The following is a 13,663-nucleotide window of genomic DNA, read 5'->3' on the forward strand; positions in this document are numbered from 1 at the left end:
CGCTGGCCGGCAACCCCATGAACGATGGCAAGGAGTTACAGTTGCCGGCCAGCGGCCGGCACTACCGGTGGATCCACGCCATGCGTGGATGGAAGCCCGGCAAAGTCAACCGCCCCCGCCCGTCAGTAGATCCACGCCATGCGTGGATGAAGGCCCGGAAGGATCACCCGCCCCCGCCCGCCTTCCAGTAATACCGCACCACATGGAAGAACACCGGCGCGGCGAAGCACACCGAATCCAGCCGGTCGAGCATGCCGCCATGGCCCTCGATCATGTGGCCCCAGTCCTTGATGCCACGGTCGCGCTTGATCGCCGACATCACCAGCCCTCCCCAGAACCCCATCAGGTTGATCAGCAGCGACAGGCCGAACGCCTGCAACGGCGTGAACGGGGTGATCCACCACAGTGCCGCACCCAGCGCACTGGCACTCAGCACGCCGCCCACGAAGCCCTCCACCGTCTTCGACGGCGACAGCTTCGGCGCGACCAGGTGCCTGCCCAGCAGCTTGCCCCAGATGTACTGCAGCACGTCCGAGGACTGCACCACGATCACCAGGAAGGCGAACAGCAGCACGTTGCGCGACGGGTCATGGCCAGGCAGGTGCAGGTTCAGCAGCAGCGGCACGTGCGAGATGCAGAACACGCAGATCATCAGCCCCCACTGCACCTTCGCGGTGCGCTCCAGGTAGTGCGTGGTGTCACCACCGATGGTCGACAGGATCGGCAGGAACAGGAATGCGTAGACCGGAATCAGCAGCGTGTACATGCCGTACCAGTCGATCCACACCAGGTAGTACTGCCACGGCAGCACGATGTAGAACGCGGCCAGCAGCGCGTAGTAGTCGCCCGAGCGGGTCGGTGCCAGAGTGATGAACTCGCGCAGCGCGAACAGCGAGATGATCGCAAACAGTACGATCACCCCGGCGCGACCGAAGAACAGCGCCAGCCCGACCACGATCGCCATCACCCACCAGGCGCGGATGCGCGACACCAGGTTGGCGATCACTGCACTGGGCTGCCCACGCTGCCGCCAGCGCAGGGTCTCGGCCACCAGCGTGGCCAGCACCAGCACCGCGCCGACGCCGGCAAACAGCAGACCGGTCTGCTGGCCCACGCTGCGCGCGGCCAGGTCACCGGACACGTCCATCAGATAGCTCATGCGCGCCCTCCATTCGGCGCCAGGTCCAGCAGCGCCTGCCGGCTGCGGGCCAGGAATGCAGCCTTGTCCTCGTCGGCCTGCAGCCGCAGCGGCGTGCCGAACGTAGCCGTGCACAGCAGCGGCAGCGGCAGGAACCGGCCCTTCGGCATCACCCGCTTCAGGTTGTCGATCCACACCGGCACGAACTCCAGCTCCGGCCGTTGCCGCGCCAGGTGGTAGATGCCGCTCTTGAACGGCAGCAGCGGCTCATCGCCCACATTGCGCGTGCCTTCCGGGAACAGGATCAGCGAGCACTCTTCGTCGACCGCATCGCGCAGCACCTGCAACGGGTCCTGCTGGCGATGCCCGGCCTCACGCTCTACCAGTACACCGTTGAACACCGCATCGATCAGGTAGCGGCGCAGGCCGTCGCGCTGCCAGTATTCGGCGGCGGCCACCGGGCGTACCTGTCGCCGCAGCGCGGGCGGCATCGACGACCAGATCAGCACGAAGTCACCATGGCTGGCGTGGTTGCCGTAGTACACGCGGCGCTCGCTGGACGGCGCACAGCCGATCCACAGCGCACGGGCGCCGGTCACCACGTGGATCGCGCCACTGCAGGCGCGTGCAATCAGTTCGGCGAACATCGGTCCCTCCCGTTCACGTCTGCGGCCACACTGCGGCCAGCACCAGTAGTGCGGCCTGCACTGCCGTCAGCAGGTACTGGCGCAGCAGCAGCCGGCGCATGCCGGCCCAACGCACGTCCCAGCCGCGCAGCGGCGCATCGGCCGGTGTGCGGCGCAGGCCACTGTCCTGCAGCAGCTGGTCGGTACGGCGTGCAGCGGCTTCGCCATCCAGGCCTTCATCGCGCAACAGCTGCAGCAGGCTCGCGTCCAGCCCGACCCGCCATGCATGGTAGGCCTGCATGAGCCCAGCGCCCACACTGAGCAGCAACAGCCCGGCGGCGATCATCGCCAACCCCGCTTCGATGCCCAGCAGCAGCAGCGCCACCAGCAGCAGCCCCAGCGACAGCAGCGCGGGCCAGCGTCCCTGGCGCAGCAGCAGTTGCATGGTCGCCAGATCGGGAACGGCACTCATGCGCGCACTCCAGCCGCTGCGGTGATGGCTTGCAGATGCTCCGGGCCCAGCACGATGCCGGGGCGTGCCGCACGCACGATGGCGACCGCCGCTCCGACTTCCGCGGCACGGCCCGTGCGCAGCAGCCACGTCGCCACGCTGGCGGCACTGCGTGAGTAACCCAATGCGCAGCACACCAGCAGCGGCCCCTGTACCCGCAGCCGTTCGATGGCCTCGGCCGCCTCGCGCAACTGGTGCGGCGTGGGCACCACCAGATCCAGCATCGGCACGCTGCCATACGCCGCGCCCGGCGCGCGGCAGGACAGCTCGGCGCAGGCATCGACCACGCCCACCAAAGGTGCCGGCAGTACCGTGCAGGGAATCCGGCCCAGCCACACGCCGTCCAGCACCGGCACCGGCTGCGGCGCACGCCGTGTCCACAGCCGCGAGTTGACCCAGGCGGCGCCCAGGTACGGTGCCAGCAGCCAGCGTGCCGCCATGGTCAGGCGACCATCGGCGCGCTTCTGGAACACCGCCGTGCCCAGCCCGGCATACGCCAGCGCCACCAGCAGCAGCGACACCACCGGCCACAGCAGCCACAACGCCGTACCCCGCAGCAGGACCACCGGCACCAGCAGCACAGCGGCCGCCAGCAGGTACAGCGCAACCAATCGCCACCGCTTGGCATGCCGCGCGATGCGCCAGGCCCGCAGCGGTGGCGTGCCCTGCTCCGGCCACAACCACACGCACAGCCAACCGGCCAGCAGGCCGGTCGGGATATCGATGAAATGGTGCTGGAACGTGGTCAGCACCGAGACGCCGATCAGCAGCGCCCACATATGCAGCACCCAGCGCCAGGCACCGTGCAGGTACTGCGCGAATTTCACCCACAGCACGATCAGCAGCACGATGTGCAGCGATGGCGCCTGGTTGAACGGCTTGTCGAAGCCCAGCAGCACATCGAACAGCCAGCCGAACACGCCGCCGATCTCCGGCCGCTCGAAGCTGAAGCGCAGCGGCCACAGCAGGAAGCAGCTCACTGCGATCAGCTGTGCACTGAACAGCCGCAGTGCGTGCCTGTCCAGTTCGAGGCGCTGACGGCACAGGAAGAACGAGACCGCGTAGAACAGGTCGATCGACCAGTACGGCACGATCGTCCATGGCATGAACGGAATCTGCGTTTCCCAGCCGAACGCCATCACCGGCAGTTCGGCGTGGCGGCCGGCCATCCAGTTGGCGAAGCCGTAGCTGGCAAAGAAGAACGGGCCCAGCAGGGCCAGCCACAGCAGCGCGCGCCGCCAGGGGCGCCCCGCCGTGGCAAGCGGAGTTGCAGCCAGCGTCGCCATCACGCGGTCCGGCGTGCCAGCGACACAGTGAAGATGCCGAAGTCATCGATGCGCTGCGCCACTTTCTCGAACCCGGCCAGGCGCACCAGTTCATCCATTTCCTGCTGGGTGCGGCGGCGCATCACCCAAGCAGCGCCACCACGATGACTGGTCAGCGCGCGGGCGATGAACTCCAGCTGCGGGTGCCAGGGCTGGCCGGTGTAGGCCAGGTAGCCACCCATCGGCACCGTTGCGGCGATGCCCTGCAGCGAGCGCAGCACGGCGTCGTTGTCGGGGAACAGTTCGTACAGGCCCGATACCACCGCCAGCGTCGGCGCCGGGTCGACCTGCGCCAGCTGCGCCGGATCGAACGCATCGCCCTGTTCGAAACGGGCGATGTCGGACGCACCGAGGCGCTCGATCAACGCTTGGCCCTGGGTCACGTTCAGACCGCTGAAGTCGCGCAGTACGATGCGCTCGGCGCGTTGTTCGCCCTGGCCCAGCGCTTCCAGTACATAACGGCCATGGCCAGCGGCCACGTCCAGCACGCGCACCGGCATGCCCTGCCCGCGCAGGCGTTGGGCGGCATCGCGCAGCAGTTCCTGCAGGTGCCGACCGCGAATGCGGATGCCGCGCCAGCCGATCGCATCCAGGTAGTTGCGGTCGACCAGGCGCCCCAACGGGCCCTTGCCACGTGCTTCGTCGCGATAGATGTAGTCCAGCGTGCTGCCCGAATCGAAACCGGTCTGCAGGCCCAGTGCAATGCCTTCGGACAGTCTGCCGCCAAAGCGCAGGCCACCGCGCACCACGCGCCAGCGCAGGTCGGCCAGGCTGTTGCGCTCGGGCGGCCAGGCCAGGATTTCAGACTCCTCAAATGTCGGCCCATGGCGGTGCGCATCGCGACGCGACAGCTCGCGCAACGGCTCGGCGAAACGCGCCTGGATGAAGCTGCGGATGCGCGCCAGTGCCGGTGCCCGATCACGCTCGCCCAGCGTGTCGTGGAAGAAGCCCGGCAGATGCACGCGCTCCTTGATCGGGCTGGACAGGCGTTCGTAGAAGCGGTCCTGCGGGCCACGGTGCACGACGAAGTCCGAGCCGGACACCAGCAGCTGCACCGGCACGCTGATCGCCTGCGCATCGGCGACGATGCGATCGGCCGCCTCGTACAGGCCCAGCAGCACCCGCACCGAGATTGGCCGGGTGATCAGTGGATCGGTGCGGTAGCTTTCCACCCGCGCCGGATCGTGGGTCAACCATTGCGGCTTGACGTAGCTGTTGACGAAGAAGTTGCCGCGCAGCTTCTGCATCAATGCCAGGCCCGGGCGTGCGAACGGCACGTACAGCTTCACCTTGAACGCCGGGGAGGCCATCACCAGCGCGCGCAGGCGTGGCGCGTAGTCGTGCACCCAGGTGGCGGCGACCACGGCACCCACGCTCTGCGCGATCACCACGATGTCTTCCACCGCGATCCCATGCTCGGCGCCGATGTGGGCGATGAAGCTGTCCAGGTCGCGCACCAGCGCCGGAAAGCCCGGTGCATCGCCACGCGCGCCCGGCGAACGGCCATTGCCGCGCGCATCCCAGGCGAAGAAGGCGGTGTCAGGCAGGTCCAGCTCATCGACCAGGTGGGTGACCCGGCCGGAGTGTTCATGGCCGCGGTGCAGCAGCACGATGGCCTTGGTGGCCGGCGCTGCGGTGGTGCCCGCCCAGTACCGGTAGAACAGCGGTACCTGGTCGAAGCTGTGGAATTCCCGTTCCTGCGCCTGACGCATGCAATCTCCTGATTGTCTTTTTCTATCTGCTTGATTAATTTGGCGAAACTGCGGTTTCCCGCAGTCCGCGACGGACCCGGTTGATCATCGTCAGCACGCACAGCACCGCCATGGCCGCGGCCACGCCCGTGACCGTCAACGCGCCAACCCACTCAAACGCCAGCAGCAGGCCCAGCGCACCGATCACGAAGGCGCGGTCGCTCTTGCCCATCGGGCCGTCATAGCGGCGGCTGGCGCCGACCATCAGCCCCAGCACGCCAGCGTATTCGCTCAGCGCCGCGGTCCAGGCCAGCAGCCACAGCGGCTCCGGGCGCACGCCCGGCACGCTGAGCAGGCTCAGGTACAGCGCCGCATCGGCGATCACATCGCACAATTCGTTCAGATAGGCACCCAGCCGCGACTGCTGGCCGAATTCGCGGGCCAGCATGCCGTCCACCGCGTTGAGCGCCATGCGCAGCAGCATCCACAGCGGCAGCAGCAGGTACAGCCATGGCTGAGCCGGCGCGCAGCACCAGACGGCGCCGGCCACCAGCAGCGAAACCACGGCAGCGGCCACGGTCACCGCATTGGCGGTGATCCCCATGCGGTACAGGCCGCGTACGGCCGGACGCAGGAGGTCCTGAAAACGTCCTTTCAATGCATAGATCGACACGATCCGAACCCGCTGATCCTTGGCAGTTCCCGCACAGCCTACCCGATTGGGGCAGCGTGCCCCATGGAATTGATTGCGGACCGCCCCCGACCAGACGGTGCTGAAGGCGGCCACAGGCCATCGGTGCGGGTTGATTGCCACCACCAGCGCCCGCCACCGGCCGCCACCGCCTACAATATCGGCCCCGCTCCGCTGCCGATTCTGTCCCATGACTGCTGATCTGTTGCCCGTCCGCCGGGCCCTCCTCTCCGTTTCCGACAAGACCGGTCTGGTCGAGCTGGCCACTGCGCTGGCGGCACGCGGCGTGGAGCTGCTGTCCACCGGCGGCACCGCCAAGGCGATCCGCGAGGCGGGCCTGGCAGTGAAGGACGTGGCCGAGGTCACCGGTTTCCCGGAAATGATGGACGGCCGGGTCAAGACCCTGCACCCGATGGTGCACGGCGGCCTGCTGGGCCGCTCCGGCCTGGATGACGCGGTGATGGCCGAGCACGGCATCGGCGCCATCGACCTGCTGGTGCTGAACCTGTACCCGTTCGAATCGGTCACCGCCAAGGCCGACTGCACCCTGGCCGACGCGGTCGAGAACATCGACATCGGCGGCCCGGCCATGCTGCGTTCGGCGGCCAAGAACTTCGCCCGCGTGGCAGTGGCCACCGACCCGTCGCAGTACCCCGAGCTGCTGGCCTCGCTGGAGGCCAACAACGGCCAGCTGACGGCTGCCACCCGCTTCGCGTTCTCGGTGGCCGCGTTCAACCGCGTCGCCCAGTACGATGCGGCGATCAGCAACTACCTGTCAGCGGTCACCGCCACCGACGCCGCCGTGCCGGCCCGTGCCGAATACCCGGCGCAGATGAACTCCACCTTCGTGAAGGTGATGGACCTGCGCTACGGCGAGAACCCGCACCAGAGCGGCGCGTTCTACCGCGACCTGTACCCGGTGCCGGGCACGCTGGCCACCTTCCAGCAGCTGCAGGGCAAAGAGCTGAGCTACAACAACCTGGCCGATGCCGATGCGGCGTGGGAATGCGTGCGCCAGTTCGATGCGCCGGCCTGCGTCATCGTCAAGCACGCCAACCCGTGCGGCGTGGCCGTCGGCGCCGGCAACGGCGATGCCTACGAGCTGGCCTACGCCACCGACCCGACCAGCGCCTTCGGCGGCATCATCGCCTTCAACAAGCCGCTGGACGCCGCCACCGCCAAGGTGATCCTGGACCGCCAGTTCGTGGAAGTGCTGATTGCCCCGGACTACGAGCCGGCCGCGCTGGAATACGCGCAGAAGAAGGCCAACGTACGCGTGCTGCGCATCCCGCATGGCGACGGCCTGAACAACTTCGACAGCAAGCGCGTCGGCTCGGGCCTGCTGCTGCAGTCGTCGGACAACCGCGGCATGACCCGCGACGAGCTGAAGGTGGTCAGCAAGCTGGCGCCGACCGACAAGCAGTTCAGCGACCTGCTGTTTGCCTGGAAGGTGGCCAAGTTCGTGAAGTCCAACGCGATCGTCTATGCCAAGGACAACCGCACCATCGGTGTCGGCGCCGGCCAGATGAGCCGCGTGTACTCGGCCCGCATCGCCGGCATCAAGGCCGCCGACGCGAACCTGGTGGTCGAGGGTTCGGTGATGGCCTCCGATGCGTTCTTCCCGTTCCGCGACGGCATCGATGCCGCCGCTGCCGCCGGCATCAAGGCGGTCATCCAGCCGGGCGGTTCGATGCGCGATGCCGAAGTGATCGCCGCCGCCGACGAACATGGCCTGGCCATGGTGTTCACCGGCGTGCGCCACTTCCGCCACTGATCCGCATCACCAAGCCGGGCCCTGCCCGGCTTTTCTTTTCCGTATCCGAGAACCCTGTCCCATGAAGATCCTCGTCATCGGCTCCGGCGGCCGCGAACACGCCCTGGCATGGAAGCTGGCTCAGTCCTCCCGTGTCACCGACGTGATCGTGGCGCCCGGCAACGCCGGTACCGCCAGCGAAGACAAGTGCCGCAACGTGGCGGTGAAGGTGACCGATATCGACGGCCTGCTGGCGCTGGCCCAGGCCGAAGGCGTGGCGTTGACCGTGGTCGGCCCGGAAATACCGCTGGTGGCCGGCGTGGTCGACCGCTTCCGCGCCGCCGGCCTGCGCATCTTCGGGCCGACCGCCGCCGCCGCGCAGCTGGAAGGCAGCAAGGCCTACGCCAAGGACTTCCTGGCCCGCCACAACATCCCCACCGCGTTCTATGCCGTGCACACCGACGTGGACGCTGCCCTGGCCTACATCCGCGAGAAGGGCGCACCGATCGTGGTCAAGGCCGATGGCCTGGCCGCCGGCAAGGGCGTGATCGTCGCAATGACGTTGGCCGAAGCCGAAGACGCAGTGCGTGACATGCTCTCCGGCAACGCGTTCGGCGATGCCGGCGCCCGCGTGGTGATCGAGGAATTCCTCGATGGCGAGGAAGCCAGCTTCATTTCGATGGTGGACGGCGTGCATGCGCTGCCGATGGCCACCTCGCAGGACCACAAGCGCGTCGGCGACGGCGACACCGGCCCCAACACGGGTGGCATGGGCGCGTACTCGCCGGCCCCGGTGGTCACCCCGGAGGTGCATGCACGCGTGATGCGCGAAGTGGTGAACCCGACCGTGCAGGGCATGATCGCCGACGGCATCCCGTTCACCGGTTTCCTCTACGCCGGCCTGATGATCGATGCCAGCGGCGCGCCGAAGGTAATTGAATTCAACGTGCGCTTCGGCGATCCGGAAACCCAGCCGGTGATGCTGCGCCTGCAGTCGGACCTGGTCGAGCTGGTGGAAGCGGCGATTGATGGCCGCCTGGACCAGATAGAAGCGCAGTGGGATGCGCGCCCGTCACTGGGCGTGGTGCTGGCCGCGAAGCCCTACCCGGAATCGCCGATCACCGGTGATGTGATTTCCGGCCTGGGCGACGTGCCGGCCAGCGCCAAGGTGTTCCATGCCGGTACGGCATTGGATGCGCAGGGCCAGGTGGTCAGTGCCGGCGGGCGCGTGCTGTGCGTGGCCGCACTGGGCGACAGCGTGCGTGATGCGCAGACGAAGGCCTATGCCGGCGTGGCCAAGGTGAGCTGGGCCAACGCGTTCCACCGCACCGACATCGGCTGGCGCGCGATCGCACGCGAGGAGTGACCGCCGTGCCGCAGCCACGCGTGGCGTGGCTCTACTGACACTGGGTAGATCCACGCCATTCGTGGATGAGAACGCCGCAAAAAACAAAAAAGGCCCGGCAATGCCGGGCCTTTCTTCATTCCAACGCCATCCCGCCTTACGCGGTGAACAGCGCCTTCATCTTCTTCAGCGCGTTCGCCTCGACCTGGCGGATGCGCTCGGCCGACACGCCGTACTCGTCGGCCAGCTCCTGCAGCGTCACCTTGCTGTCGGCATCCAGCCAGCGACGACGGATGATGTCGCGCGAACGCGCATCCAGTTCGGCCAGGCCTTCGCGCAGCAGCTGCATCTGGTTGTCTTCGCTGTCCTCGCGCTCGTAGGCCATCGACGGGTCTTCGTCATCGGCAACCAGGAACGCAGCCGGCGACGGCGGAGCGTGCTCGTTGTCCTCGTCGGTCGGCGCATCGAAACCGATATCGCGACCGGACAGGCGCGACTCCATTTCCATGACCTCGCGCTCGGACACGTTCAGGTCCTTGGCCACCGCGCTGACTTCAGCCGCGTTCATCCAGCCCAGGCGCGTCTTCGACTTGCGCAGGTTGAAGAACAGCTTGCGCTGCGCCTTGGTGGTGGCGACCTTCACGATGCGCCAGTTCTTCAGGATGAACTCGTGCATTTCGGCACGGATCCAGTGCACGGCGAAGGAGACCAGGCGCACGCCCATGTCCGGGTCGAAGCGCTTGACCGCCTTCATCAGGCCGATGTTGCCTTCCTGGATCAGGTCGCCCAGCGCGAGGCCGTAGCCGTTGTAGCCGCGGGCCACGTGGACCACGAAGCGCAGGTGCGAATGCACCAGCTCGCGGGCGGCGTCCAGATCGTTGCCGTCGCGGAAGCGACGGGCCAGGTCCTGTTCGTCATCGACCGACAGCACCGGGATCTGGTGCACGGCACCGATGTAGGCGTCCAGCGAACCGAGCGCACTGGGAATCGGGAGATTGTTTGCCACAAGGGCAGTAGAGGTGTTCTGGCTCATAGGCACCCATCTTAGCAGTCCGGGATTTGGACTGCTAAAGGAGGAAAAAGTTCCAGCATCCTATTGATGCAACACTGGTCCCAAACAGAGCCCTACCGTAGCGCGATTTGATGACAGTGGCGAGCATGCTTTTCGGGATTCACAATCCCTTGGAATTCAAGCAATTACCTGGCAGAAACCGGCCGATTTCAGTCAAGCGGAGCTGAACGGGCCGTTCTGCAGACCCATTCAGGCCCGGAGACGTTGCCCGGTGTTCAGGCCCAGCAGCCCGACGGTGCTCAGAGCGCCGAACGCGGCGGCAGCGACCAGTCGATCGGGGCCTGGCCGCGGCGCTGCAGGTACTCGTTGGCCATCGAGAAATGCCGGCAGCCGAGGAAGCCACGATGGGCCGACAGCGGCGACGGGTGCGGCGACTTCAGCACGCGATGGCGACGGGTGTCGATGACCTTGCCCTTCTGCTGCGCATAGGCGCCCCACAGCATGAACACCAGGCCTTCGCGTTCGCGGTTGAGCACATCCACCACGTGATCGGTGAAGCCCTCCCAGCCACGTCCCTGGTGGGCACCAGCCTTGCCCTCTTCCACCGTCAGCACGGCATTGAGCAGCAGCACCCCACGTTGCGCCCACGGAATCAGGCAGCCGTGGTCCGGGCGCGGGATGCCGAGATCGCTCTCGATCTCCTTGTAGATGTTCAGCAGCGACGGCGGCACCGGCACGCCCGGCGGCACCGAGAAACTCAGGCCATGCGCCTGGCCGCGGCCGTGATACGGGTCCTGCCCGAGGATCACCACCTTCACCTGCTCGAACGGCGTGGCGTCGAACGCGGCGAAGATCTGCGGGCCGGGCGGGAACACCGCCGCGCCACTGGCCTTGCGCTGGCGCAGGAAGCTGGACAGCTCGCGCATCTGCGGCTGCAGCAGGTAATCGCCGACATGCTGCTTCCAGCTCGGTTCCAGCTGGATCGTCGGGGTGTCGGCTACTTCATCCATCATCGAATCAGGGGTCCATCGTTCAATCGGGCCAGGCGCAGCTGGAACAGCACCTTGGTGACCAGCAGCCGCTCTTCGATCGGCTTGAGCACCAGGTCATTGGCACCGGACTGCAGCAGCCCGGTCTGGTTGTGCGGGTTGCCGTCACCGGTCATCACCAGCACCGGCAGGCGGCGCTTGCCGTAACCGAAGTCCACGCGCACGCGCTGCACCACGTCGCGCCCGCTCAGTTCGCCCTTCAGGGTGACATCGGTCAGTACCAGGTCGATGCGGTGGCGGCTGCGGCCCAGCGACTCGGCAGTGAGCAGGGTGAATGCCTCTTCGGCGCTGACCACGTGCAGTACGTTCAGCTGCTGCCGCTCAAGCATGCGCTTGGTGGCCTCGGCCACCACGCGGCTGTCCTCGATGTAGAGGATGGTGGCGCCGGGGATGGTCTGCGGCTGTACATAGCCACGGATGAAGGTCGCCAGTGCCTCATGGCCCAGCGCCTTGTCGAAATAGTCGGTGACGTACTCGGTGAAGCGACGCTGCTCCAGGTGCTGCTGGGCATCGCCGGACACAACGATCACCGGCACATAGGCCTGGCCGGCGGCTTCGCGCACCATCCGCGCCAGCGCCAGGCCGTCGCCATCGCGCAGGGTCAGCGAGGTCGTCACCAGGTCCACCGGGCCTTGCGCCAGCGCCTGCTGCGCATCCTCGATGCTGTCGCAGCCGATCACCTCCACGCCCGGCAGGTCACGCTGCAGGACATCGGCGATCAGCTTGCGGACCAGCTTCGAACCATCGACCACCATCACCCGCGTCGCGGGCCCTTCAAGGTGCTTCAGCGCTTGCGGTTGCATGCCGGTCTCAGGTGTCGGTCGGGCGGGTCTGGCGGAGGAAGTGGCCGGTCACCAGCCAGGCGCCCAGCCAGCCCAGCAGCAGCGTGCCGACCAGGACCAGGCCGCCGTGCAGCAGGTCCAGGCCATGTAGCACGAACGGGCTGCCGTAGCTGCGCGAGAGTTCGGCCAGCGGCACGCGCAGGGCGGCACCGGCGGCGCCGATCAGGGCCAGCGCTACCGCGCCGGCGCCCAGCCCGTACCACGCGCCCAGGTACAGGAACGGGCGGCGGATGAAGCCATCGCTCGCGCCGAGCAGCTGCAGCACGCCGATCTCTTCGCGACGGGCCTGGATGTCAAGGCGCACCGTGTTGCCGACCACCAGCGCGGCGCCCACGCCGAGCAGCACCGACAGCACCTGCACCAGACGTGCACCGAACGCCAGCCAGGCGTCCAGGCGCTGGCGCCACAGCGCATCGTGCTGCACCAGATCGGCCTCGGGCAGGCTTTCCATCGCGCGTGCCAGGCGTGCGTCGTCCTTGCCCTGGCCCGGGGTGATCACCAGCAGCGAGGGCAACGGATTGTCGTTGAGCGCATCGATCGCCTCACCGAGGCCGGCATCGCGCAGCTCCTGCAGGCCCTGCTCGGGTGTGCGCACATTCACTTCGGCCACGTCATCGCGGTCGCGCAGCTGGCCGGCCAGGCGAAGCGCACCGGGACCATCGATGTTGCCCTTCAGGAACACGTTGATGTCGCGCGACTGCTGCACGCTGCCGGCGAACTGCTTGAGGTTGTCCAGCGCGATCGACAGCCCCAGCGGCAACGCCAGGGCCAGCGCCATGACCATCACGGTCAGCAGGGTCGCCCACGGCTTGCGGCAGGCGCGGCCCAGGCTGAACACCACGCTGTGCACGTGGTGCTGGAACCAGACGCCCACGCGCGACGGGGCGGCGGCTTCGCTGTTTTCGTTCTTCGCCATCGGTTACTCCGCCAGGTCCTGCGGCGAGATGTCATCCACCAGCCGGCCGTGGTCGAGGATCAATACGCGCTTGCGCATGCGGCGCAGCAGCGGCAGGTCGTGGCTGACCACCAGCACGCTGGTGCCGCGCGAGGGCAGCTCGGCGAACAGGGCCATGATCTCCGCTGCCAGGGTCGGGTCGAGATTGCCGGTCGGCTCATCGGCCACCAGCAGCTTGGGCTCGCCGACGATGGCACGGGCGATGCCGACGCGCTGCTGCTCGCCGGCCGACAACTGCGAGGGCAGTGCCTTCTCACGATGGCCCAGGCCCATGCGCTCGAGCACTGAACGCACGCGCTTGTTGATGTCGCCACGGCGGGTACCACGCAGGATCAGCGGCAGCGCCACGTTCTCGGCAATCGAGCGGTCCATCAGCAGGCGGTGGTCCTGGTAGACCGCCCCCACCGCGCGTCGGTGGCGCGGCACGTCGCCGCCGCGCACCTTCAGCAGGTTGCGCTCGTCGAACACCACCGCGCCACGGCTGGGCCGCTCGTCGAGGTGGATCAACTTGAGCAGCGTACTTTTGCCCGCACCGGAATGGCCGGTGACGAACAGCATCTCGCCCGGCGCGACCTCGAAGCTGACATCGGTCAGTGCCTCGTGGCCACCGGCGTACTGTTTGCTGACATTGTCGAAGCGCAGGACACTCATGCCCCGATTATGCAGGACCGGCGCGACGGCGTGGAGATGGTCACGGGATCGGTAGTGCCGGCCGCTGGCCGGCA

Annotated in this window: 13 protein-coding genes; 2 read left to right on the top strand and 11 right to left on the bottom strand. The window is 67.5% G+C overall.

All coding sequences use genetic code 11. From position 1 onward, the window contains the following. Positions 1 to 163 precede the first annotated feature (163 nt). Genes ABGA94_RS02710 through ABGA94_RS02735 form a run of 6 tightly spaced genes read right to left on the bottom strand, consistent with a single transcriptional unit; the run spans position 164 to position 5,964 of the window. Entirely contained in the window at positions 164 to 1,159 is a 996-nt protein-coding gene (locus ABGA94_RS02710; RefSeq protein ID WP_375366321.1) for a phosphatidate cytidylyltransferase, read from the bottom strand. Next, positions 1,156 to 1,785 (bottom strand): 1-acyl-sn-glycerol-3-phosphate acyltransferase, encoded by a 630-nt coding sequence (locus ABGA94_RS02715; RefSeq protein ID WP_005419712.1) that lies wholly within the window; start codon positions 1,783 to 1,785, stop codon positions 1,156 to 1,158. Before ABGA94_RS02715 ends, ABGA94_RS02710 begins: the two co-directional genes overlap by 4 nt. Before the next feature lie 13 nt (positions 1,786 to 1,798). After that, positions 1,799 to 2,236, bottom strand: a complete 438-nt coding sequence (locus ABGA94_RS02720) for a hypothetical protein (protein WP_134956218.1) — start codon at positions 2,234 to 2,236, stop codon at positions 1,799 to 1,801. Continuing rightward, entirely contained in the window at positions 2,233 to 3,561 is a 1,329-nt protein-coding gene (locus ABGA94_RS02725; protein ID WP_197598670.1) for a dual specificity protein phosphatase family protein, read from the bottom strand. The genes ABGA94_RS02720 and ABGA94_RS02725 overlap by 4 nt, the downstream gene beginning before the upstream one ends. Beyond that, positions 3,561 to 5,312 (bottom strand): bifunctional alpha/beta hydrolase/class I SAM-dependent methyltransferase, encoded by a 1,752-nt coding sequence (locus tag ABGA94_RS02730; RefSeq protein ID WP_375366324.1) that lies wholly within the window; start codon positions 5,310 to 5,312, stop codon positions 3,561 to 3,563. The genes ABGA94_RS02725 and ABGA94_RS02730 overlap by 1 nt, the downstream gene beginning before the upstream one ends. Positions 5,313 to 5,346: 34 nt before the next feature. Continuing rightward, positions 5,347 to 5,964 (bottom strand): CDP-alcohol phosphatidyltransferase family protein, encoded by a 618-nt coding sequence (locus ABGA94_RS02735; protein ID WP_065178833.1) that lies wholly within the window; start codon positions 5,962 to 5,964, stop codon positions 5,347 to 5,349. 208 nt (positions 5,965 to 6,172) lie between these two features. Here ABGA94_RS02735 and purH point away from each other — a divergent pair, with 208 nt between their 5' ends. Next, positions 6,173 to 7,756 carry a bifunctional phosphoribosylaminoimidazolecarboxamide formyltransferase/IMP cyclohydrolase gene (gene purH / locus ABGA94_RS02740; RefSeq protein WP_134955851.1) on the top strand — a complete coding sequence of 528 codons (1,584 nt, stop codon included), beginning with the start codon at positions 6,173 to 6,175 and terminating at the stop codon, positions 7,754 to 7,756. A 61-nt stretch (positions 7,757 to 7,817) separates the two neighbouring features. After that, positions 7,818 to 9,101 carry a phosphoribosylamine--glycine ligase gene (purD, locus tag ABGA94_RS02745; RefSeq protein ID WP_134955852.1) on the top strand — a complete coding sequence of 428 codons (1,284 nt, stop codon included), beginning with the start codon at positions 7,818 to 7,820 and terminating at the stop codon, positions 9,099 to 9,101. A 136-nt stretch (positions 9,102 to 9,237) separates the two neighbouring features. Here purD and rpoH read toward each other — a convergent pair whose 3' ends face one another. The 5 genes from rpoH to ftsE all read right to left on the bottom strand — a co-directional run bounded on the left by rpoH (position 9,238) and on the right by ftsE (position 13,589). Beyond that, entirely contained in the window at positions 9,238 to 10,113 is an 876-nt protein-coding gene (gene rpoH / locus ABGA94_RS02750) for an RNA polymerase sigma factor RpoH (protein WP_005411269.1), read from the bottom strand. A 278-nt stretch (positions 10,114 to 10,391) separates the two neighbouring features. Continuing rightward, positions 10,392 to 11,105 (bottom strand): uracil-DNA glycosylase, encoded by a 714-nt coding sequence (ung, locus tag ABGA94_RS02755; RefSeq protein WP_005419723.1) that lies wholly within the window; start codon positions 11,103 to 11,105, stop codon positions 10,392 to 10,394. After that, entirely contained in the window at positions 11,102 to 11,944 is an 843-nt protein-coding gene (locus ABGA94_RS02760; protein WP_005411271.1) for a response regulator, read from the bottom strand. The genes ung and ABGA94_RS02760 overlap by 4 nt, the downstream gene beginning before the upstream one ends. A 7-nt stretch (positions 11,945 to 11,951) precedes the next feature. Further along, positions 11,952 to 12,899, bottom strand: coding sequence for a permease-like cell division protein FtsX (gene ftsX / locus ABGA94_RS02765; protein WP_134955853.1), 948 nt, complete (start codon positions 12,897 to 12,899; stop codon positions 11,952 to 11,954). A 3-nt stretch (positions 12,900 to 12,902) separates the two neighbouring features. After that, entirely contained in the window at positions 12,903 to 13,589 is a 687-nt protein-coding gene (gene ftsE, locus ABGA94_RS02770) for a cell division ATP-binding protein FtsE (RefSeq protein WP_005419728.1), read from the bottom strand. Between the last annotated feature and the right edge of the window lie 74 nt (positions 13,590 to 13,663).

Source organism: Stenotrophomonas sp. 3diitr2024, assembly GCF_042136455.1.
Classification (GTDB): domain Bacteria; phylum Pseudomonadota; class Gammaproteobacteria; order Xanthomonadales; family Xanthomonadaceae; genus Stenotrophomonas; species Stenotrophomonas sepilia.